At 54.0% G+C, this 21,917-nt stretch carries 24 protein-coding genes; 12 read left to right on the top strand and 12 right to left on the bottom strand.

All coding sequences use genetic code 11. The annotated features are described in order from the left end of the window. The first annotated feature begins 166 nt into the window (after positions 1 to 166). Entirely contained in the window at positions 167 to 619 is a 453-nt protein-coding gene (locus SIC19_RS14660; RefSeq protein WP_075197071.1) for a DUF3010 family protein, read from the top strand. A 36-nt stretch (positions 620 to 655) separates the two neighbouring features. Here SIC19_RS14660 and SIC19_RS14655 read toward each other — a convergent pair whose 3' ends face one another. Continuing rightward, on the bottom strand, positions 656 to 1,924 hold the full coding sequence (locus tag SIC19_RS14655) for a dicarboxylate/amino acid:cation symporter (RefSeq protein ID WP_085679442.1): 1,269 nt from the start codon (positions 1,922 to 1,924) through the stop codon (positions 656 to 658). A 454-nt stretch (positions 1,925 to 2,378) separates the two neighbouring features. Between SIC19_RS14655 and SIC19_RS14650 the strand changes: the two genes are divergently transcribed. Continuing rightward, complete coding sequence (locus SIC19_RS14650) at positions 2,379 to 4,106, top strand: tetratricopeptide repeat protein (protein ID WP_075196945.1); 1,728 nt, start codon at positions 2,379 to 2,381, stop codon at positions 4,104 to 4,106. A gap of 216 nt (positions 4,107 to 4,322) precedes the next feature. Continuing rightward, entirely contained in the window at positions 4,323 to 5,465 is a 1,143-nt protein-coding gene (locus SIC19_RS14645; protein ID WP_075196944.1) for a hypothetical protein, read from the top strand. A 135-nt stretch (positions 5,466 to 5,600) separates the two neighbouring features. Here the strand turns inward: SIC19_RS14645 and SIC19_RS14640 are convergent, their stop codons facing one another. Continuing rightward, positions 5,601 to 5,837 carry a PAAR domain-containing protein gene (locus SIC19_RS14640; protein WP_075196943.1) on the bottom strand — a complete coding sequence of 79 codons (237 nt, stop codon included), beginning with the start codon at positions 5,835 to 5,837 and terminating at the stop codon, positions 5,601 to 5,603. A gap of 158 nt (positions 5,838 to 5,995) precedes the next feature. Continuing rightward, positions 5,996 to 6,451 carry a metallophosphoesterase family protein gene (locus tag SIC19_RS14635; protein ID WP_075196942.1) on the bottom strand — a complete coding sequence of 152 codons (456 nt, stop codon included), beginning with the start codon at positions 6,449 to 6,451 and terminating at the stop codon, positions 5,996 to 5,998. Between the two features lie 148 nt (positions 6,452 to 6,599). On the opposite strand from SIC19_RS14635, the gene SIC19_RS14630 reads away from it, so the two are divergent. Both SIC19_RS14630 and rlmF read left to right on the top strand, forming a co-directional pair. Beyond that, complete coding sequence (locus SIC19_RS14630; protein ID WP_075196941.1) at positions 6,600 to 7,031, top strand: tautomerase family protein; 432 nt, start codon at positions 6,600 to 6,602, stop codon at positions 7,029 to 7,031. A 205-nt stretch (positions 7,032 to 7,236) separates the two neighbouring features. Beyond that, positions 7,237 to 8,169, top strand: coding sequence for a 23S rRNA (adenine(1618)-N(6))-methyltransferase RlmF (gene rlmF / locus SIC19_RS14625; RefSeq protein WP_075196940.1), 933 nt, complete (start codon positions 7,237 to 7,239; stop codon positions 8,167 to 8,169). Positions 8,170 to 8,232: 63 nt separating this feature from the next. Here the strand turns inward: rlmF and gcvA are convergent, their stop codons facing one another. Further along, positions 8,233 to 9,111, bottom strand: a complete 879-nt coding sequence (gene gcvA / locus SIC19_RS14620; protein ID WP_041334084.1) for a transcriptional regulator GcvA — start codon at positions 9,109 to 9,111, stop codon at positions 8,233 to 8,235. Between the two features lie 126 nt (positions 9,112 to 9,237). On the opposite strand from gcvA, the gene SIC19_RS14615 reads away from it, so the two are divergent. Then, complete coding sequence (locus tag SIC19_RS14615) at positions 9,238 to 9,411, top strand: RSP_7527 family protein (protein ID WP_156105514.1); 174 nt, start codon at positions 9,238 to 9,240, stop codon at positions 9,409 to 9,411. Between the two features lie 53 nt (positions 9,412 to 9,464). Here SIC19_RS14615 and SIC19_RS14610 read toward each other — a convergent pair whose 3' ends face one another. The 3 genes from SIC19_RS14610 to SIC19_RS14600 all read right to left on the bottom strand — a co-directional run bounded on the left by SIC19_RS14610 (position 9,465) and on the right by SIC19_RS14600 (position 11,051). Continuing rightward, a complete protein-coding gene (locus SIC19_RS14610; RefSeq protein ID WP_228712257.1) occupies positions 9,465 to 9,587 on the bottom strand; it encodes a metallophosphatase family protein in 123 nt (40 codons plus the stop codon). A gap of 172 nt (positions 9,588 to 9,759) precedes the next feature. Next, complete coding sequence (rho, locus tag SIC19_RS14605; protein ID WP_228712258.1) at positions 9,760 to 10,788, bottom strand: transcription termination factor Rho; 1,029 nt, start codon at positions 10,786 to 10,788, stop codon at positions 9,760 to 9,762. Between the two features lie 98 nt (positions 10,789 to 10,886). Then, on the bottom strand, positions 10,887 to 11,051 hold the full coding sequence (locus SIC19_RS14600; protein ID WP_412535528.1) for a hypothetical protein: 165 nt from the start codon (positions 11,049 to 11,051) through the stop codon (positions 10,887 to 10,889). A gap of 224 nt (positions 11,052 to 11,275) precedes the next feature. Here SIC19_RS14600 and istA point away from each other — a divergent pair, with 224 nt between their 5' ends. Continuing rightward, positions 11,276 to 12,817 (top strand): IS21 family transposase, encoded by a 1,542-nt coding sequence (gene istA / locus SIC19_RS14595; RefSeq protein WP_127401805.1) that lies wholly within the window; start codon positions 11,276 to 11,278, stop codon positions 12,815 to 12,817. Positions 12,818 to 12,826: 9 nt separating this feature from the next. After that, on the top strand, positions 12,827 to 13,567 hold the full coding sequence (istB, locus tag SIC19_RS14590) for an IS21-like element helper ATPase IstB (protein WP_127400812.1): 741 nt from the start codon (positions 12,827 to 12,829) through the stop codon (positions 13,565 to 13,567). Between the two features lie 61 nt (positions 13,568 to 13,628). Here istB and SIC19_RS14585 read toward each other — a convergent pair whose 3' ends face one another. Both SIC19_RS14585 and SIC19_RS14580 read right to left on the bottom strand, forming a co-directional pair. Then, complete coding sequence (locus SIC19_RS14585) at positions 13,629 to 13,808, bottom strand: hypothetical protein (protein ID WP_412535527.1); 180 nt, start codon at positions 13,806 to 13,808, stop codon at positions 13,629 to 13,631. 349 nt (positions 13,809 to 14,157) lie between these two features. Continuing rightward, on the bottom strand, positions 14,158 to 14,484 hold the full coding sequence (locus tag SIC19_RS14580) for a hypothetical protein (RefSeq protein WP_075194465.1): 327 nt from the start codon (positions 14,482 to 14,484) through the stop codon (positions 14,158 to 14,160). Positions 14,485 to 14,924: 440 nt separating this feature from the next. Between SIC19_RS14580 and SIC19_RS14575 the strand changes: the two genes are divergently transcribed. From SIC19_RS14575 to SIC19_RS14565, 3 genes are all read left to right on the top strand, one after another. Further along, positions 14,925 to 15,692 (top strand): SDR family oxidoreductase, encoded by a 768-nt coding sequence (locus SIC19_RS14575; RefSeq protein ID WP_075194464.1) that lies wholly within the window; start codon positions 14,925 to 14,927, stop codon positions 15,690 to 15,692. 119 nt (positions 15,693 to 15,811) lie between these two features. Continuing rightward, positions 15,812 to 16,912, top strand: coding sequence for a mandelate racemase/muconate lactonizing enzyme family protein (locus SIC19_RS14570; protein ID WP_127401806.1), 1,101 nt, complete (start codon positions 15,812 to 15,814; stop codon positions 16,910 to 16,912). A gap of 258 nt (positions 16,913 to 17,170) precedes the next feature. Next, the gene (locus tag SIC19_RS14565; protein WP_075194462.1) at positions 17,171 to 18,370 is read left to right on the top strand and encodes an MFS transporter; all 1,200 of its coding nucleotides are present in this window, start codon (positions 17,171 to 17,173) and stop codon (positions 18,368 to 18,370) included. A 23-nt stretch (positions 18,371 to 18,393) separates the two neighbouring features. On the opposite strand, the gene SIC19_RS14560 is transcribed toward SIC19_RS14565, so the two are convergent. The 3 genes from SIC19_RS14560 to SIC19_RS14550 form a co-directional block, all read right to left on the bottom strand. Continuing rightward, positions 18,394 to 19,023, bottom strand: a complete 630-nt coding sequence (locus SIC19_RS14560) for a glutathione S-transferase (protein WP_412535611.1) — start codon at positions 19,021 to 19,023, stop codon at positions 18,394 to 18,396. A 125-nt stretch (positions 19,024 to 19,148) separates the two neighbouring features. Then, on the bottom strand, positions 19,149 to 19,589 hold the full coding sequence (gene trxC / locus SIC19_RS14555; protein ID WP_075194461.1) for a thioredoxin TrxC: 441 nt from the start codon (positions 19,587 to 19,589) through the stop codon (positions 19,149 to 19,151). Positions 19,590 to 19,835: 246 nt separating this feature from the next. Further along, entirely contained in the window at positions 19,836 to 20,150 is a 315-nt protein-coding gene (locus SIC19_RS14550; RefSeq protein ID WP_075194460.1) for a hypothetical protein, read from the bottom strand. 419 nt (positions 20,151 to 20,569) lie between these two features. On the opposite strand from SIC19_RS14550, the gene SIC19_RS14545 reads away from it, so the two are divergent. Further along, entirely contained in the window at positions 20,570 to 21,916 is a 1,347-nt protein-coding gene (locus tag SIC19_RS14545) for a hypothetical protein (protein ID WP_228712259.1), read from the top strand. Position 21,917: the final 1 nt, after the last annotated feature.

The raw sequence follows: 21,917 nt of genomic DNA, 5'->3' as shown, positions 1-21,917 counted from the left end.
ATGACAAGGTCAGTCAGACCAACGGCACAAGCTTATGTTTTTACTGCAAAAATGAAATAGCGAAATGTAGTCAATTGTAAAAGTTTGCCAAGAACCACATCGGACAAGTGCATGCTGGTAAAGTCATTCGTGGCTGATCACAACTGGAGCACAGAGGACAATGGCTATGATTGTTTGCGGAGTTGAACTGACGGGCAGCGATGCGGTGGTGTGTTTGCTGAATATGGACAGAGGGCAGTTCAACCTGCCGGAGTGCAAGGTGCGCAAACTGTCACTGCCGAAAAATCATAGCCGTGAAGACCTGAAGCGGTTCCAGGCGGTCTTTGCGGAGTTAATGGCCGAGTACGGGGTCACCCGTGTCGCGATCAAGGAGCGGATGCCGAAAGGCAAGTTTGCCGGCGGTGCCATCAGCTTCAAATTGGAAGCGGCCATTCAACTGATCACCGACACTGAGTTAACCGTGACCTTGCTGCCCCCGGCAATGATCAAATCTACCCTGGCATCCAACCCACTGCCCATTGCGTTCGCCGACACGGAGTTGAAGGTGTTTCAGGAAACCGCCTTTATCACCGCCTATGTCGCTCAGGTGACCAGCATGAAAGGGGCCGCATCAATGTGAGTCAGTCGATGCTCGGCTCCCACTGACACGCTGCCCCTAGGACAGCTGTTCCTGCGGCACCGCCTGGCTTGAGCCTGCCTCTGCCGCCTCATATTTATCCTCGGAACGGGCAATCACTGAAGTGCACACCAGATCCCCGGTGACATTCATCGCCGTGGCCCCCATACCCACAAGGGCATCGATGGACACCAGCAGCGCTACGGTTTCAATGGGCAGGCCCACCTGGGCAAACACCGTAGCAATCATCACGATACCCGCACCCGGCACACCGGCCGTACCGATGGAGGCCAGAGTGCCGATCAGAACGATTTCCAGCATGGTGACAAAGTCCAGGGGCACCCCTATCACATTGGCCGCAAAGGCTGCAGAAATGGCAATGCGGATGCCGGCTCCGTCCATATTGATGGTGGCGCCCAGCGGCAAGCTGAAGCCATAGATACTCTGGGGAACACCCAAACGCCGCGCTGCGTTCAGGGTCAGGGGCAGCGTTCCGGAACTGCTCTGGGTGGCAAAGGCCGTGGCGACCGGAGCCCGGGCCTCGCGAACGAAGTCCATCAGGTTTACGCCGTTAAGACGCATAAGAACCCCGTAGACCACCAGCTGTACCGCCAGGGCGATGTACAACACCATGACCATATCCCCGAGGGCCAGTATCGTGTTCATGCCCTGCTCACCTGCAGTGCTGGCCACAATCGCAAACACACCTATCGGAACATACTGGAGCACCCCGGCCATCACCTTCATGGTGACCTCGTTCAGACCTGAAACCACGCCATACACCCGCTCAGCGACTTCGCCGTGAGCCTTTGACTCCCGCAGTTTCAACAGAGCAATGCCAAAAACAATCGCGGTGAAGATAATCCCCAGCAGGTTCGGCTCGGCAAAGGCCTCAACCATGTTGGTGGGAACAATGTTCAGAAGTACCTGGATAAAGCCCGGATTCTCCGGCACTTCGACACTTTCCGAAGACGTCAATTCCAGGCCACTGCCAGGCGAGAAAGCAGACGCTACACCCAGCCCCACCGTGATCGCCAACGCCGAAGTCAGCACATAGAAGCCCAGCATCTTCCGGCCCACACGCCCCATACTGCCAAGATTGGCCTGATTGATTCCCACCATCAGTGTTAACAGGACAATCGGCACAACCAGGAACTTCAGCAACCGAAGCAGCAGTTCTCCCAGAGGGTCCAGCCATTCGGCCACCGCGGGCCCGCCCACCAGTCCCACAATCAGACCAAGAACAAGCGCAATACCAATGCGCAGAACCAGCGACGTATTCAGATAAGCATCAAGTACAGCTTTCATGGAGGCTCCCGTTATACCCTGGCCCGTTAGTGAGCAGGCATTCAAAAACGTAAGGGCGAGGATTCTGGTCAGTACCGGCTCGTTGGTAAACCGGTATTGCCACGTACTTTACTCACAGAAGCTGTGGATAAGTTTGTTAGGAACCTAGGGTTAAGTGCCCATAAGCCTTGTGCCACAAGGCCTCAGGAAATTTGGTGCAATTATGGGCTATACGCGAGTGGTATATGGATATGAGGAATCCGTCTCAGCAGGGGGAGCCTGTTCCGGTTTTCCGTTTAGGCGGGGCTTTTTCTATGCAAAGCTCCATAAGGTAAATTAAGCTGAATCCTACGGTCGTGGACTCGTCCAAATATGGCCGGTCCTCAAGCTGGATGTATGAGGGTTGCTATAGCTCTAAGCGGCTATTTCTTGCACTTAGGCCGATCATATGTAACCAGATAGGCAAACGCGACCGATGAGCATTGATCTGAGTACATTTAATTTTTCTGAAATATCGAATTATTGGGCCTACGCCCTGGGCATCGCTGTCAGCTTTTACGGAACAGTGAGTTGGTTTAGTTCTAAACATTTATCCAAAGAAAGTAAGGAACATTTGTCACTCTGGCTGTGGGGAAGCTATGAGTCCACTTGGCTGAGGCAGTTCTGTCTATTATTCGACGCTGTTTTTGGCCGAAGACATCTTAGCTGGGCTTGTTTCCTAAGGTCATCTGTTGCATCTTTTATTACAGTATTTATATTGTATTTTTTACTGGGCGACATCCTCCAAGAGAAAGGCCGAATTGGGGTATATCTTGACACCAAGGACCTTATCATTTATGCCCTGATACTTAATGTAATTTCTGATTACTTATCATTATTTGAAACGCGTTGGTTGCTTAATAAATTTAGCTCCATATCAAGCATATGGAACCAGCTAGCTTTACTGGCATTCGATGCACTTATCACTGCTGGCATTATCTGGTTCGCCATTGAGGCCTATCTTTTTGTTCTTGGAAAACCAGCTCCATCGCTTGTGGAATTGGTGGCGGTTTTCAGTATATTTTCCATATTCTTCTACTCCACCTTTTTAACATCCATTTGGGCATGGCTTTACTGCCTTTCATCATGGTGTGTTCGTTTAATTTCAAAAACACGACTCAACGAACTCTTAGATATCGAGCATAATCCGGGCCATCAAATCGCACTAATAGGCGGCATTGCAATATTTCTGATCATCGCTATTCTTTTTCCTTTCTTTAAAGATTCAGAACTCTCGAACACAAGCTTATTCGACAGATACCTATGTGATACTTTTCCAAAGGCCACCTGCGATGACCTGGCTCGGCTCTCCACGAATGAGAAACAAACACTTTTCTTCTTAGAAAAGAATTGTGATGGAGGTGGATTAGAAAATTGCATTATCGCAGCAAGCGACTATTACCTAGACGATGATGGAAAGAAAGCAGCTGACCTCTACCAGAAAGCCTGCGAGTTCGGGCATCCTGATGGATGCAAATGGGCTGGCTGGCTTTATATGACTGGATTTGGTGTTGATTCAGACTACGTGCGAGCAATAAAGTTTTATGATGTCGCATGTAAAGCAGATGATCTTGAAGCCTGCGTCAACATTGGCTTCATGTTCGAGAACGGCGCGGGAGTTGATCAGAGTTATTCGGCCGCAAGGGATATATATCATTTGGCCTGTGAAAGGGGCGCCCTGCAGGGCTGCAATAATTTAGGCTATTTTTACCAAGAGGGAAGAGGTGTTGAAAAAGATATTCGAAAAGCAAAATCTCTCTACGAGAAGTCGTGCAACGATGAGGCAGTTTGGGGATGTAACAATCTAGGCGGTCTTTACTACAAAGGTTTAGGCGTGGAGCGTGATATCCAAAAAATGCTTCACTACAATAAGATGGCCTGTGACAGGGACCTGACTATAGGCTGCGATGCGCTGGGTGCAATTTATCTGCATGGCCGAGGCGTACCTATCGATTACCAACGAGCCTTAGAATACTTTCAAAAGTCGTGCTCAAATAATTCTATGCTTGGCTGTTCTTTCTTGGCAACTATGTATGCCTCCGGTCAAGGAGTGACCAAGAACCTGAAGAAAGGGTTAAAGTTATTGACGCGTGCCTGTGAGCATGGATCCAATTTAGGATGTAATCTGCTGAAAGTGCATTTGGCTAACGAAAAAGCTCAATGATCTGTCCCGGTTTTCTGTCCGCAACGAGAAGGACCAATGGCACCCAAAAACTCCAACTGGCAAAGCCGCAAGGGCTGGGAAAGCCCCCACATCCGATCTGATCGTAAACGCACCCTGTTGCTTATATGGGTAGTAGCCCTTGTGTGGAACACCATAAGCACGCCGCTACTGTGGACCCTACCCAAAGCCTGGGATCAAAGCCTCTGGACGGTTTTAATGGCATTGCTTTTTCCTGCAGTGGGCCTCGGGCTATTGTGGAAAGCGGTAACCATGACCCGAGCATATCGTCACTACGGCACAGTCGAGCTTGTCATGACCCCCTATCCGGCAGCCATTGGTGGTCAGATGGGTGGCACAATTCTTGTGCCCCGGCTTCGGGCCCAGGACCTGATAACTCCCGGTGCAGAAGTCACCGTGACGCTGGAGTGCATTTATACCTACGTCTCCGGCTCCGGGAAAAACCGCTCCCGCGTAGAGAGAATCCTCTGGGCCGAGCGCGGAACGCCGCGAGTTGAAGCTGCAGGGCCCGGTGTACGCCTTGCTTTTAGCTTTGACTTGCCGAAAGACTTGCCAGAGGCAGATGCTAAACGTTCCAGCAAATACCATTTCTGGCGCCTGTCCGTAAAAGCGGATATCGAGGGCGTGGATCTGGAGCGCCAGTACGACATTCCGGCGTTCAAAGGCGATGCCCGTTCTCAAAGTGCAGGGCATGATATCAGTGCGCAAGTGCGCGCCTTACGCGACGAAAAATCACGGGCCGCTAAAGAAGCCATACAGTCGGGGCGGTTGGATCTGCCTGGCCTTTCCCGGGCCATGCACTACCAGGATTATGGCCATCAGATAAAAATGCGCTTCCCCATGTTCCGCAATAAAGTGCTCACCTTATTCGCCTGGTTTTTTGCCGGCGGTTTCGGCTTTGCCAGCTCAATGATGCTGATGTCCGCTTTCTCGGGCGGGGGCTTTGGCTTGCTAGCGGGTCTGTTCACCATCCCCTTTGTGTTGGTGGCCATCGCCGCAAGTGCTGCGGCTTTGTACCTGCCCTTCAACCGCCTGGTCGTTCGTATCGACCGCCACGGAATTCGTACGTTAAGAAGCTGGCTCTATCTGCCTGTACGCAGCCGCAAGCTGGCCATGAATCAGGTTAGGCATTTGGCAATCAAGCGCACGGGTAGCACGGGCCAGGGCGTGGACAAAGTGGAACACTTCAAGCTTATTGCGGTTGATAACCAGCAAAACAAGATCACCATCGCCGAAGACCTTGACGGTCAGGACGTCGCCCAACACTTTTGCGATTACCTGGCCGAGCGCATCGGCGTTTCGGCGATTTCAGAGCCAAATATCAAAGCGACGGGATTGTGATCTGGGGCTTAATTTGCCGGCGGTGCCATCAGCTTTAAAATGGAATCCGCCTTTACCCCTGCCATCCGACCGGGTGGAAACAACAAGATCAGACCGAAGTAAGGGCAGAAGCGCGAGACCCGACCATCCGCGGGTCTACTTCGAAGAATGGGTTGGATGCACCATACACAACCTGGCCACCAGCCACCGCGCTGCTATAGCCCGTGGATGAGGCGGATGCTTGGGTTTGGAATGTGGTGCGAGGGGATCACCAACGCGGGCAACAGGTTTGCCATCAATCAACACATCGGAGGAACCGGCGATTACCGGGGTTGGTGGGAACCCGGAGTGATCAGTACCCACATCACCTAATAAAACAACTTTCTTGCTCATTCCTTTGCTCCTTCTGTCCTTGAGGGAGATTTGTCCATCTTTGCGCAGGATCGCCTTCACTGGCTCCTGCCGCTGCAATACCTAGCGGAGTTTCCAAAATAATCAGGAAGGAATCAACCCGCGCGATCAAACAGATCTGCCCCGGTTCTTCCAACTCATCAAACCGGCAGTTCAACAATCTCACCAACCACACCGCCCTCACTCACCTGCAGCCGCCCCACCGTGATCGGCAGAGTAAAACGCCGGGGCCCGGCGCCGCCTGGGTTGAAATAAAGCACATCTCCAATCCATTCATTACGGGGTTTGTGGGAATGCCCAGCGATGACCACGCGGTAACGGCCTTGCGGATCGAGGTCGAGGGTTTTGACGTCGTGGAGCATGTAAAAAGCCTGGCCGAGGAATTCCAGATCCTGAACATCGGGAAGAGTGGCTGCGCGGCCGGTTTTGTCGATATTGCCACGGATCGCAACCAAGGGGGCGATCTGCTCCAGCGCTTCCAGAACCTCGTCCCGCCCCACGTCACCGGCATGAAGAATCAGATCTGAGCCTTCCAAAACCTCCAGGGCTTCGGGACGCATCTTGCTGTGGGTGTCTGCGATCACTCCGATTTGCATGCCTACGCCCTCCAGATTCCCCAATGACGCCAACCCGGCCCGTGCGTATGGCCATGCAGGTAAGCATTGCTATAGTGAAACAAGACCACCTGATTCTCAACGTCGGCCAGAACAGGTAAATACATGTCACTCCCGGTAGGATTCCCCCATGCCCACTTATACCGTCACGGTCGCGAATCTTTCTCTGTCGCAGCAGCAGAAATCACAGATCGCGGAGGCCATAACAACGGCCCACAGCACACAAACAGGAGCGCCCCGTTTCTTTGCCCAGGTTTGGTTTTTTTCTACCGATGAGGGCGATCACTTTGTCGGTGGCAGCGTGAACACCGCGCCCCAGGTGTATGTGCACGGCCTGATCCGGCAGGGCCGCAATACCGAGGTCAAGCAGGCCCTGATGAGCCAGATGCTTGAAGAGATAGCCCGAATTGCGGGCATAACTGCTGAGGACGTGTGGATCTACCTGCAGGACATTCCAGCCACTCAGATGATCGAGTTTGGCCGGTTTCTTCCGGCGCCAGGAGACGAAGCTGAGTGGGAGCGGGGAATGACTCCGGGAAAGCGAACCAGGTTACCCGATTAACCAAACGCTCACTCTTGTCGACCAGATTAGAACATGTATTCATGAAGTACATGTTTAACTTCCAGAAATGTGTAACAACCGTTTGAGTGATAGCATGCAACTTTGCCATCCGATGACTTTCGTAAACGCCTGTTCGCAATTCATCTACACAGAGAACCTACGCGAAAGCCCCGAAAAATAGGTCTGTCACAGTTTCCCCCTGCTTATGAACCAAAAAAATAATCCTGTTCCGATTTCCACAAAGCCTGCTCGCAAGGATCTACACCCGAGGAATCTGCACAATCAGGGCTATGACCTCCCAGCTCTCGTAGAAACCCACCCGGCACTAGCCCCCCATGTGAAAACGAACCCTCATGGCAACCTTTCCATCGATTTCGCAGACCCATTGGCAGTAAAAACTCTCAACGCCGCGTTATTAAACCGATACTACAACATTGTCGCTTGGGACATTCCGGACGGGGCACTTTGCCCTCCAATCCCGGGCAGGGCCGACTATATCCATTACATCGCTGACTTGCCCGGGCTTGATCAGCCCAGCATCAAGCTGCTGGATATAGGGACGGGAGCCAATGGCATCTACCCGCTGCTGGCCTGCCAAATTTACGGCTGGCAGTGTGTCGGTAGCGACATCAATACGGAGTCGCTTGCGAACGTAGCCACAATCGTCACCAACAACCCCACACTCAAAGGTCGCTTCACGCTCCGCACCCAGCACGATAAAAACCACATGTTCGAAGGGATCATCCAAGCTGGTGAGTTCTTTGACGTCAGCGTATGCAACCCGCCTTTCCATGCATCTCTCGATGACGCGATGAAAGGTAGCCGGCTAAAACTCAATAACCTTGCTCGCAGTCGCGGTGAACAAAAAACAAAATCCGAATCCCCTACTCTGAATTTTGGCGGTCTGGGAGCAGAGCTTTGGTGCAAGGGGGGTGAGCAGCTGTTTCTGAAAAAGCTGATAAGAGAAAGCCAGGCGTATTCAACTCAATGTCGCTGGTTTACCAGCCTGGTTTCAAAAGCCGACAATGTTAAGCCCGCAAAGAAGTTGATTCGTAAGCTTGGTGCAGTCGATATAAGGGAAATTGAGATGAAGCAGGGAAATAAGATTACGCGGGTCTTGGCCTGGACATTCATCTGAGCCGCCCCGAGTTTAAGCCGTTTCTGTCCCGGTTTTCCTCCCAGAATCAGGCCCGAGGGCTCCCTATATCTCGCTCATCAGCCACTCCTTGAAGGCTTTCATTCCGATGGTCAGCGGACGTTGCTTGCGGTAGACCAGATAGAAGGCCCGATTCGTATCCAATTGGATGTCGAAAGGCACCACCAACTTCCCCGATTTAATCTCACGGGACGTCAGGGTGCTATCAGCCAGCGCCACTCCAAGGCCCTCTTGGGCCGCCGCCGTGGCAAGTTGCCCGCTGGACATCTGTAAGCTGCCCCGGGCGGATATAAAATCCACGCCTGATTGTTCCAGCCAGTTCTCCCACTCCCACTTCCGTTTGCTGACATAAATCAGAGTGTGTTTAGCCAAGTCTTCAGGCTTCTCCAGCGGCAACTCACCGTCCAGTAGCCGCGGGCTACACACCGGAACCAGCATAACTTTGCGCAGGAAATGCACTTCAATATCGTCCCACTCACCATTCCCGAAATAAACCGCCATATCGGTACTGGTGCGATCGAAATCCAGCAGCCCCATGGACGCATTAATTTCCAGCTCAATATCCGGGTATAGGGCCTGGAATCGTGCCATGCGTGGCATCAGCCAGCGGGTTAGGAAGTTGGGGGCAACACTGATCTTGACCACGTTGGATTCCTGGTTCGCGGTCAGTCGTTGGGTGGCCATTTCAATCTCATCGAACGCATGCCTGACCGATGAGAGATATTGCTCGCCTTCAGGGGTTAACGTCACCGCTCGCCTGCTTCGATCAAACAGTGAAAGCCCTAAATATTCTTCAAGTGTCTTCACCTGATGACTGACCGCCGATGACGTCACGAAAAGTTCCTTGCCAGCTGCGACAAAGCTGCGGTGTCTAGCCGCTGATTCAAATACCCGAAGCGCATTCAGGGGTGGCAGGTGGCGCATAACTTCGCTCGACTGATGAGATTAATTCATCAGTCTGATGAGAAAGGATCGCTTTTTCAAGAGCCTCGTACTCATTACCATAAGTCCTGTAGAAGATACTCACTTATCGAACCAGGACACACCACCATGACTTATCAGGCTCCGAAACTGAACGAACAGGGCACTATCGACATTGATTACTACACAAAGCTTGCATCGCAGGAACGAAGCGAATATATCGCGCAGATGGCAGTGTCACTCAAAGCCAAAATCAAGTCCTTCTTCCACGTGAAGCTGCCGAAACTGTCCATTAGCCATTAATTCGTGTTCCGTTTAGCGCTCGATGGCCTTATGTGGAGACTGGCTGGTTTTGCTCAAACTGGCGAACCAGCCTGATTGCGCGTTGAACGATGAAGAATCAGATCCGAGCCTTCCAAAACCTCCAGGGCTTCGGGACGCATCTTGCTGCGGGTGTCTGCGATCACTCCGATTTGCATGTTTACGCCCTCCTAATCCCTCGATGACTCCAGAAAAGAGGCCCAGGTTACCCAAATAACCGAAATAAAAGATCTGGCCAGCTGCAAGGCCATCATTGCCAACCTGACATGCGAGGATTCCAGCGAGATCACTTTTGCGGCTTTCTCGCAGGCCTGACCTCGTATCGCAGATTCAATCGGTGTGCGTTCCGGGGATGCTGTTCAGAAGCTCGGCATTTGTGGGGTATTTCTCAAGCAACTCAACCAGCTTTCTCGTGCCCTCCAGCGGTTTGAGACCACTGAGCGCCCGGCGCAAAGCTCTTATTTTGTCTAAATGTTTCGGATCTAACAGCAGCTCTTCCCGGCGTGTACTGCTTTTCGAAATGTCCAGCGCGGGGAAGATTCGCTGATTCGCAACGTCTCTTGATAAAACCAGCTCCATGTTCCCCGTGCCCTTAAATTCCTCAAATATAACCTGGTCCATACGGCTGCCGGTATCAACCAGAACGGTTGCCAAAATGGTCAGCGACCCGCCATTCTCAATGTTTCGTGCAGCGCCAAACAACCTCCGCGGGATCTCCATCGCTCGCGCATCAACCCCGCCAGACATAGTACGACCGCTGCTCTTTCGCTCCGCATTATGCACACGCGAAAGCCTCGTGAGAGAATCAATCACAATCATGACGTTGTGACCCTCACCAGCTTGTTGGCGGGCGATATCAAGAAGCTCATCGGCAACGCGAACGTGATGAGCATAGCTTTCATCCGAAGAAGAAGCGTGTACCTCAGCCGGGACGCTACGCCTGAAATCAGTGACCTCTTCGGGTCGCTCATCGATCAATAACGCGTAAAGTTTAATCTCGGGATACGCCTTTCCCACCGCCTGGCAAATATCTTTTAAGATCGTCGATTTTCCAGACCCCGGCGGTGCAACTATCAAACCTCGCTGCCCCATTCCAAGCGGCGTGATCAAATCCATCGCACGCACCGTGAGTTTTTCTGAACCTGACTCCAAACGAATCCCCGGCGTTGGATTGATAACCACACCGTTTAAAAAACGTTTTTGTGGATCAGCCTCAACCTCAACCTTAGCTTCGGCTTCCTCAGCCACTGGTTTGGCGTCTTTAATGGGTTTCCGGGTTAAGCCTAATGTCTTTCTCGTCATGTCTGTTTGATAGCTCTTGTTTGATAGATATTTTTCGAAATGGGCTGATAACTCCAAGTAACTCTTTCCAAAAGATGCTTATTCGCCAAGATTACCTCTGAGGGGCTCTGTGCTTGCATGAACAAGTCATCATGGCGCTAACACGTCTGTTTTAATTATAGAGTGGAAATGCCCTCGATCTCGGTCACCGTCTTGGCATCCGCCCGCTCAATAATTTTCACGAGGGTGGATTGGATTGTTTCATCTTCCCGGGCATCACCGCCGCTTACAAACGTTTGCTTCTGAGGATCGGCACCCTCTTGCATATTCCGGCCCATCATGAACGCCCATTCCGGACGAACGTGAACACCTATTCTGGTTCAACGTGAACAGTCATTCTGGTCGAAGATGAACACTTTTCAAGAATTTCCGGAATCGGTGTTCACCATGCCGGAATTGGCGTTCACGTTCCCGGAATCGGTGTTCACGTTCCACCAGAATCCTTCTTAACGCATTGTTTATTCAACCGCTTGCTACTCTGGTTCTTTTTTTGGGAATCAGGGTCATGGCAGCAAAGAGAAATCCAATGCGCAAAATCAGAGAAGTGCTTCGTCTGAGGCTGGAAGCCGGGCTTTCGATCCGGCAGATCAGCGCCAGTACCAAAACCAGTGTCGGGGCTATCCAGAAGCTCCTGACCCGAGCCCAGGCTTTAGAAATCACCTGGCCCTTACCCGAGAATCTGGACGATGGCCGCCTGGCGGCCATGCTCTATCCCGGTGCTGACCCCACCAGCTCCAGCCGTTACCAGGTACCGGACTGGTTGACCGTCCATCAGAACCTCAAACAGAAGGGCGTTACCAAGCAGTTGCTGTGGGAGGAATACACCGCCCAATACCCCAACCGGTGTTACAGCTATTCTCAATACTGTGACCGCTTCCGGCACTGGCAAAAGCAGCAAAGGCGCTCCATGCGCCAGATCCACAAGGCCGGTGAAAAGTGCTTTATTGACTACTGTGGCCCCACCGTTCCGATCATTAACCCGCAAACCGGCGAAATCCGCACGGCCCAGGTGTTTGTCGCCGTGCTGGGGGCGTCCAATTACACCTACGCGGAGGCGACCTGGAGCCAGGTATTGCAGGACTGGCTGATGAGCCACGTGCGCACCTTTGAATTTTTTGGCGGCGTTCCGGAGATGATCATTCCCGATAATCTCCGGAGCGGTGTCAACAAGGCCTGTCGGTACGATCCGGACCTGAACCCCAGCTACCAGCAACTGGCCGCGCACTATCAGGTCGCGGTACTGCCTGCGCGGCCCTACAAGCCCAAGGATAAAGCCAAGGCGGAGGTGGGCGTACAGATCGTTGAACGCTGGATCCTGGCGCGATTGCGCCACCACACTTTCTTCACTCTGGCCGACCTGAACCAGTGTATCCGGGCCTTGTTGGACGACCTGAACAGCCGCCCCTTCCGAGCGCTGCCGGGCAACCGGCAGGAAGCCTTCAAGACACTCGATCAGCCCGCCCTGAAAGCGTTACCCAAACACCCCTATGAGTACGTCGAGATCCGGCGTTGCCGGGTCAACATCGACTACCACATTGAGTTCCAGCGCCATTATTACTCGGTGCCGCACCAGTATGTCGGCGAGCAGGTAGACCTCCATGCCGGTGAGCGACTGGTGCAGATCTACTTCCGGCAGCAACTGATCACCAGTCACCCACGCAGCCATCAGTACGGCATCACCACCGAGCCAGGGCACATGCCCACCCGCCATCAAAAACAACAGCAGTGGACGCCCGGACGCCTCAAGAGCTGGGCCCGGGATATCGGACCGGACACCCTGGTCTGGGTCAGTGGCCGGATGGATGAGCGGGAACATCCGGAGCAGGCCTATCGGGTCTGTCTCGGGTTACTCAACCTGAGCAAGGCGTACCCCGCCGAGCGCCTGAATGCCAGTTGCCGCATTGCCAACCGCGAAGGCCTGGACCGGCTGAAACACATCAAGGCCATCCTCCGGAGCAACCGGGACAAGCTGCCGGAACAGCTGCCCTTACACACCGAACTGCCCCAGCATCACGAGAACATCCGTGGCCCAAAGAGCTTCCACTAGGACCCCCGTATGAACACCTTACAAACCCTGACACGACTGAGAGACCTGAAGCTCGGCGGCATGGCTGCCGCCCTGGAGCATCAACAAAATCAGCCGGGGACTTATGACGAGCTATCGTTCACCGAACGCCTGGAACTGTTACTTGATCGGGAGTTCCAAAGCCGGGACCACCGGAAGCAGGATCGTCTGGTGCGCCAGGCTCGCTTCAAGCTCCGGGCGTCCGTTCAGGACATCGACTACCAGCACCCGCGCAACCTCAAAAAGGCCCAGGTAGCTCAACTGGCCCAGGCCGACTGGCTCGAACGGGGCCAGAACCTGTTGATCACCGGCCCTTGCGGCAGCGGCAAGACCTACCTCGGTTGCGCCGTGGGGCACCAGGCCTGCCTGAACGGCCTCAGCACCCGGTATTACCGGATCTCCCGATTACTGCTGGAACTGACCCAGGCCAAAGCCGATGGCACCTACCAGAAAGCTCTCAGCCAGTTGGCCAAAGTAAAGCTGCTGATCCTGGACGACTGGGGGCTGGAAGCTCTGAAACCGGCACAGCGAAACGACCTGATGGAAATCATGGATGACCGTCACGGCACTCACTCAACCATGATCATCAGCCAGTTGCCTACCGATCAATGGTACGCCGCTATCGGTGACAACACCCTGGCTGACGCCATCCTGGACAGACTCATGCACAACGCCCACCGCTGGGCTCTGAAAGGAGAATCAATGAGAAAAAGACTTCAGGAAATTGACTGAACGTGAACACCCGGAGTACAAACTCCGGTGGGTGATGCGTTAAGAAAAAGGGTGTTCACGTTCAGCCAGAATGGGCGTTCACGTTCGCCGGAATATGCACCTCTTCCTCAGTAAATGAAACAACGACCTCGGTGGCTGAATCCGGCGCTTTACCAAAGTATTCCAGCGAAACCAACGGATAGCCATGAAAGCCCTTCTTGACCTGCTTTGCGATACGCTTCTTTGCTTTATCCAAATGCATAATAAGGCCTGTCGCTGCGCTTGTTATCTGGGTGCTATATGAACATCCAAGCAACGGGAAGCCTTCGATATACCCGACCATGCGGTTTATAAAGATTCGCTCGATTCATTCGACATACTGGGAGGTTATAGCGAGCCCCACGGTCTTGGGCATATCTACATTTTTGACCGAGCCGCTATTCATCATATTGTCGTCAAAGGAAAAGACGCACGCTACAAACAGGTGGCGAGAAGCATCAGGGAGAGATAGATGGATATATATGATCGAGAGCACCACGTCATATGTTTGCGTGGAGCCGCGTACAACATGGCGCTGGAGTTCAAAATGGCAGCGCAAGGCGTGTAGCGTTTCAGCAGTTGCCCTTTTTCGCCTGGCCCGGTGGGCAGAAATGGCCACCAGACTTCCGGTAAGGCCGGCGATCATCGTAGTCATGACGATGGCGATCATGGTCGCGATCGTATTTTCTATGATCTCTGGTGGTAATGGCTGTTCCGGTTGCCGCACCGAGGGCACCGCCGAGAATAGCACCATCTCTGCCACCTACCTCGTTGCCGATGGCAGCCCCCATTGCTCCGCCAATACCGCCGCCTAGCGCGGCGTCAGCTGTGTCACCCGCAACGGCCCCCAATGAGGTGGCACTCAGAGATAACAAAACGAGCAGTGATTTCATTTTCATTGATATAAATCCCATTGTTCAGGTGGTCTGATCTGCCCGGTATGACGGGAAGGAGACCATCTTCTCCATCCTCCCATCAGGCACTTGCCAGTTTTATGAACCATTTGAGAATACCAGAAATACACGCTGCTCCACCTATTATTTTTTATTTATCTTTCAACAGGTTACGAAAATTTAAGGGATGCGCACTCCTTTCAATTGCAGCCACTGGCCGATCTGGACCTGCATCGGATTCGGGCACTTCATGTATGGTAGGCGCACAAAAACATCGTCACCCGTTACTGCGGCATTGGGATGATTCTGTACCCGTACCTTGCAAGCAGCTCCTGGGAGATGTTGGCAGTGGGTGACGGGCTGATGTTGGTGCCGCGGTTTGTAGAGATTTAGAGGGCAGCGGGAGAAGATAGCCCTGTCCCAGTTTTCAAAAGGAGCCCGAACACATGGCACAGCAACCCCCGGTCATACTGATAACAGGCGGCGCCCAGGGCATCGGCAAGGGTATCGCCGCCCATTTCCTGAACAAGGGCTGGCGAGTGGTCGTCCTGGACCAGAATGCAGACGCCATCAGCGCGTGCAGACAGGATTTCGGCGATCCGAACAACCTGCTACTGATCACCACGGATGTATCCCGCGAGCCCGACGTAGCCTCGGCCGTAGAGGAGGCCGCGCGATGGGGCCAGGGACTGGATGCTCTGGTCAATAATGCGGGGATCGCAGATCCAGACACTGGCCCCATAGAAATGCTTGAACTGGATCAGTGGCAACGAAGAATCGACGTCAACCTGACCGGCGCCTTTTTATTGGCAAAGCACGCGACACCGCACCTGCGCCAACGCCGGGGCTGCATCGTCAACATCGCCTCTACCCGCGCCTTGCAGTCCGAGCCCAATAGCGAGGCGTATGCGGCAACCAAGGGCGGCCTGCTCGCCCTGACCCACGCTCTGGCAATGAGCCTGGGGCCCGATGTGCGAGCCAACAGCATCAGCCCGGGCTGGATAGATGTCAGTGCCTGGCAGGCCCATGCGCCCTCTGAACCGCAGCCTCTTTCCGCTACCGATCATGGGCAACACCCCAGTGGGCGTGTCGGCAAACCCGAGGACGTGGCGGCTATGGTGGACTACCTAGTGTCGCCGGACGCAAGCTTTGTGACCGGTCAGAACTTCGTGATCGACGGCGGCATGACGCGGAAGATGATTTACGAGGAATAGGCTCCCGCCGAAGCGTTTGTCGCCAAACGTGACATTCAAGGCGACCGGCTCTGCTATCTATCCCCACATAGCTGAACTAGATTTACTTGATCAGGGATGGGTACAGAGCGGAGTGGTCTATGCGTATCGAGCGAATGGCCGTATACACGGCGAGCCTGGAATATACTGGAAAAGCCTATGCCTTCGCTGGTGGCCGCTCTCATCAGGCTTTCGAAACGACGGTGGTTGTACTTTCAACAGACACGGGCCTCGAAGGCTATGGCGAGGTGTGCCCCTGCGGCCCCAACTACATGCCGGCGTTTGCCGAGGGCCTTCCCTCCTGCCTGTCCCTGCTCGCTCCTGAAATACTCGGCCAGGACCCGCGGCAAGTGTCAGTCATCCAGGAACGGATGAATCAGGCCCTTACCGGCCAGGCTGTTGCCAAAGCGGCCATCGATATTGCCTGCTGGGATCTACTGGGCAAGGTGTCCGGGCTTCCGGTTTACACCTTGCTTGGCGGGCTTCAATCGCCCTCCATGCCCCTGCTCCGGATTGTGCCACTGGCCGAGCCAGAGGAAATGGAAGAATCACTACGACGTTACCGCGACGAGGGGTTCCGCCACATTCAAATTAAGCTGGGCCATGAGGTTGAAGAAGACATTGACCTCGTTCGCAGGCTTGGCAAACTCAAACAGCCGGATGAGCTCTGGATCGGTGATATCAATGCGGCCTGGCGGCGCGACGAGGCGCTGCGTTTTTCACAGGCCGTCGAGGATGTGGATATTTACCTGGAACAGCCCTGCCGCAGCTACGAAGAGTGCCTGTCGGTCCGGCGCCGTGCCAGGCATTCGATCAAACTGGACGAAGCTTTCAACACCCTAAATGAGCTCCAGCGCGGCATCAGGGACGACGCCATGGATGCCATTGCCCTCAAGGTCAGCAAATTCGGTGGGCTGACGCCATCCCGCATCATTCGCGACGTCTGTGCAGATGCCGGCATACCCATGACCGTAGAAGACGCCTGGGGCAGCGGTATTGCGACAGCGGCTTATGCGCATCTGGCCGCCAGTACATCCCCCAGAGCCTTGTTGAACACCACCGATCTGCACAACTACAACACAGTGCAACTCGCCACAGGCGCCCCGGAGGTCGCCAATGGCCGCATGTGGCTCAGCGATCGACCCGGGCTGGGCGTTACCCCGGACTTTGAGCTGCTTTCCCTGCGAGACGTCTACGAGTAGATGCCAGGGCGCATTTTGCTGTGGGTGTCTGCGATCACGCGGATTTGCATGAGTGGTCAAGCCCCACTTTCACGGTATAGTGCCCCCATGAACTATCCCCAACGCATCGTCTGCCTAACCGAAGAAACCACAGAGACCCTCTACGCCATCGGCGGCGCTGACGGATGGGCTGGATGCCTTGTGTGGGATTATTGATCGGGTGTGAACAGACCAAAAACGAGCACACCAACTTTTAAGATTGCCGACCAGGACCCCTGCATGCCCTCACCCAAGCAACACCGCTTGTTTCCGCTGCTTATTTTCCTGGGCGCAGCCTTCACCTTCAGTGTCACGATGATCGGCACCACCATGCCGACGCCTCTTTACCCGATCTACCAGGACCGTTTCGGGTTTTCCGACCTGATGATCACCATCATCTTTGCCACCTATGCCTTTGGTGTGATCGCCGCACTGGTACTGACCGGGCGCTGGTCTGATCAGATAGGCCGCCGGCCTTTACTGTTTGCGGGCCTGGCCTGCTCCATCATCAGTGACCTGGTGTTCTTGCAGGCCGATGGCCTCGCGATGATCCTGACCGGCCGAGTGCTGTCGGGGCTGTCCGCAGGGATCTTTACCGGCACGGCCACGGTGGCCGTCATTGAACTTGCCCCGCCCCACTGGCGGGAGAAAGCCACTTTCTTTGCCACGGCGGCGAACATGGGCGGGCTGGGCCTGGGGCCGATGTTAGCTGGCGCTCTTTCCCAGTACCTGCCCTGGCCACTGCACCTGACCTTTCTGGTGCACATTGTCATGGCTGTGCTGGCCGTATGCTGCATCTGGGCAGCGCCTGAGACCATCTCGAAACCCGCTCGCCCCAAACTGTCCGTCCAGCGCCTGAACGTGCCAGCGGAAGTCCGCGGTGTATTTATTCCCGCCGCCATTGCCGGTTTCGCAGGCTTCGCCATGTGCGGTTTCTTCACATCCATCGCCCCGGCGATGATGGGCAAGGTCTTGGGCTACGACAATCGGTTGTTGATCGGCGTTGTGGCCGGCAGCATCTTCATCGCCTCAACCCTGGGTCAGTTCCTGCAGGGCAGATTGCCTCTCAGGCTGCGCCTACCTCTGGGCTGCGTTTCCCTGATGCTCGGGGTGATTCCGATCGCGCTCGGCATATACACCCAGTCTCTCGCGCTGTTCATCTTCGGTGCTGTGATTGCCGGAATGGGCCAGGGCATCTCATTCCGCGCCGGCATGGGAGCCATCGCCGCGGCCAGCCCTGTGAGAGAGAAGGCAGCGGTTACGTCCACGTTCTTTGTCGTGGCCTATATCGCTATCTCGGTGCCGGTGATCGGCCTGGGGTTGATGGCGAGCGTGACCAGCCTGAAGACGACCGGGATCACTTTCGCCGCTGTGATGGGATCACTGGCGGCGCTAGCTTTGTTACTACTAATTCGGCGGGAACGGGCTGGGGGGAAATAGATCTGTCCCGGATTTTACGGTTTTTAAGATCTTGCGAACGCGGTTATTTGTGGAAATACCACCTCATCATCGCCTTCCTGCCAAGACGGGAATTTGACCATGGCCTGCAGGAACACTGGATGTTCCAGCCAATCCCTCAGCCATTTCTGTAAATTCGGATAGGGCAGACTGTAAAACACCTCCCGATCGACATGGGCGAACTGGCGTACAAAGGGCATGATGCCAATATCAGCGATGCTGATGTTGCTCCCCAGGAGATACCGGTTCTTGGCTAATAGGCTCTCCAACGCCTGCAAAAACACCTCACCCTTTTGCTGGTAATCCAACTGGGAGAGTTCTGGATGGCGATCCGCGTATTTATAACGATCCAACCAGTGTTTGAATTCGTTATCGTTGCGGTCGATCAGGGCATTGGCGCTTACTAAATCAGTGTTCAACAAACCCTTCGGATCACTCTGCCGCAACGCCCATTCGACGATTTCCCTGCTTTCCTCAATAACGAGCCTCTCAGAACGATCACCTCCTGCCAGTTCCAGAACAGGAACCGTGCCTTTGGGACTGACCGCCAGCATCTGCGCCGGCTTGTTTTTTAGCACGATCTCCCGCAGCTCCACCGTCAGTCCGGCAAACAAGATCCCGAGCCTAGCGCGCATAGCGTAAGGGCAACGACGGAAAGAATATAAACGAGGCAATGGCACGGTAATAGCGTAGCTCCTGGCTGAATTAACGAAGCCGGTCATTGTAGGGAAAATAAATCTGTCCCGGTTTTCCCATCTCACTAACGAATACCTTTCGATTTCAACCACTGATTGATCTGCGCCTGATTCATGGCACCACTTTGGCGAGCGACTTCCCGGCCATTCTGAAACAGAATCAAGGTGGGTATGCTGCGAATCGCAAACTGACCGGCCGGCCCAGCGGCTTGTTCGGTGTTCAGCTTGGCAAAGCGCACTTTGCCTCGCCAGGCTTTCGCAGCTTGCTCGAACTGGGGGGCCATCGCTTTACAGGGGCCGCACCAGCTGGCCCAGAAGTCCACCAGCACGGGCACATCACTGCGTCCTGTGTGGGTAGCAAAGCTCTGCTCCGTCAACTCCAGAACCTGATCCGGCCAGAGCGGTTGTTTGCAGGCGCCGCAATTGCCGCCGGAGGACAACTTGTCGGCAGGTACACGGTTCACCTTGTGGCAATGGGGACACACCAGGTGTCGAACGTCAGTCATGATGGATCTGCCTCTGATTGGCTATTTGTAGGAATAATCAGGGCATACGGAGAGAAATCAAGCGACGCGACGTGCTGCATTGCCGGCGTGCGTGGGCAACAAGGGCTGAAAGAAGATCGAAAATAAATCTGGCCCGGTTTTCCCTCGCCGGACGCTTAAGGAATATGCAGTGACTTGGTATTGACCAAGTCACAACAGGCAATGGCTGGGAGTTCTGAGGAAAATCGTGGAACTCGAAAAAGAGTACTACTTGGTGAGTTTACTAAAAGCGAAGCTTGCGCCGGCAGCCCCAACCATCATTCCGATAGCGACTCCTTTACCGAAGCCCATTTCATTTCCATCCTTTTTACCATCGTTGAGACCTGCTCTGTACGCTTTAAAATCGTCACTCCTCTCGGGGTCAAAATTATACTTATCAAACTCTGGCGAGGACTCTGGTTTCTCCAGAAGTCTCTGAAGCAGCGCTCGTGCGCCATCGACTGCTAGGCCGTTAACTGCCGCAAACGCACTCAGTTGAGCTTTGTCACCAAGAATTTTTTCGGCTTTCTGCTTTTTGTTCATTTTCGATCCCTCTTCTATATCTATAAAAGCTACTTAGATCAGTATATTTTAACGTCACTTTAGCACCTGCATTATTGGAACTTGTTGGATTACTTAGATGCTTTTGTATCCTTTTCGTAAACCATACTTTGGGCTAATCTGTAGTAGCCAGATAGCAAAACGGTAAAGACAATAACCCCCAACTACTTCTTCATACCCACCCTCATAGTCGAGATTTCCCTCCCACCAGACTAGGACATGTACGCAAAAGGTGCATGCATGAACACAACCAAATACGCCCAGGGAAAAGACTTTAAGCCCTCATACGGCCTTCAGCGTTTTTCAAGATTTCACAAACAAGTCCCCAAATCTCCGGCGCCCCCGGAAATCACTGCTAACCTTAATTAGGAAACTAAATCTAATAAAAAGCATGGAGCGCCATGATGCCACGCCCAGACTTCCTCACCGGCGGTGAACCAGCACGCCTTATCCCGGTAACACCAGACAGCGCCAGAGAACTAAAATCCGTCTCCGTTATCCTCGCCGGCCTGCGCTCCGTGCTTGAGCTGAGACAGTCCCTGCTGAAATCCCTGGGAGTGCGCGTCGGAACCAACGCCACCCTTGAGGCATGGATAGAGCCGGTATTCCAGAACGAGGACAAGAAAGCGGTCAAAAACAAAGACCGACCTGACGGCCTCCTGATTCTTCGCACCGGCCGGCGCGAATGGCGGGCGCTGATAGAGGCCAAGGTCAACAACGACACCATCGGTGAGGAACAAGTATCGCGCTACCTCCAGCAGGCAAAGAACCACAAACTGGATGCCGTGATCACCATCACCAACCAGTTTGCAGCACTGCCGACGCACCACCCCGTAAAACTCCCGAAGAACGCCACCAAGTCCGTCGCCCTCTTCCACTGGTCATGGGCCTTCATCCGAACCCAGTGCCAGCTCCTGCTCAAGAACGATGGCGTTGAAGATGAAGACCAGGTATTCATCCTCAGCGAAATACTGCGATACCTCGAAAGCGACCGCTCCGGCATCAGCCACTTCGACCAGATGAATGCGGAGTGGAAAGACGTCGTCAACAAAGTGAAGAGCAACGCCCCACTCGCCAAAACCAGCGATGAGGTACAGAACACCATCGCCGCCTGGCACCAGGAACAACGGGACCTTTGCCTGATCATGTCCCGCCTTACCGGCAGCGACGTTTCCCTAAAACTGAAAAACGACCACCGCCTGGACCCTGCCAAACGCCTGAAAGACGATGCCGATGCCTTCTGCAAAGCACCGACACTGAACTGCGCGCTCCACATCATCAACGCAGCGGCGGACCTGGAAGTAACGGCCGACCTTCAGCGGCGAATGATTTACAGCTCAATGCGCCTAACGGCTCCTAAAGACAAACAGAGCACCAAAGCCAGGGTTAACTGGCTTCTGCGACAATTGAAGAAGACCGCTCCCACCGGGTTCTTCATTCGCGCCACCAGGCCCGGCAAGGCAGAAACAACCTACCAGGCACTGAAAGACCTGCGGGATTCGCCGGAGTTGCTGGAATCAGATACCTCCAACACAGCGGCCACGACGCTGGAAGTGGTTTATGAGGTGGATCTTGCCGGGAAGTTCAGTGGGCGGAAAGTATTTGTTGAGGAGCTGGAAAAGGCGGTGCCGCATTTTTATCAGGAGGCGGGGCAGTTGTTGAAGGCCTGGACGCAGCCGCCTCCGAAAATTTCGAAAGTTGACAGTGAAGTGAGGGATAGAGTCAAGGATGCGGCCCTAGAAAGATAGA

It is taken from the genome of Marinobacter sp. MIT930201, from assembly GCF_047122665.1.
Taxonomy (GTDB): Bacteria; Pseudomonadota; Gammaproteobacteria; order Pseudomonadales; family Oleiphilaceae; genus Marinobacter; species Marinobacter salarius.
This window is presented reverse-complemented; position numbering and strand designations above follow the sequence as displayed.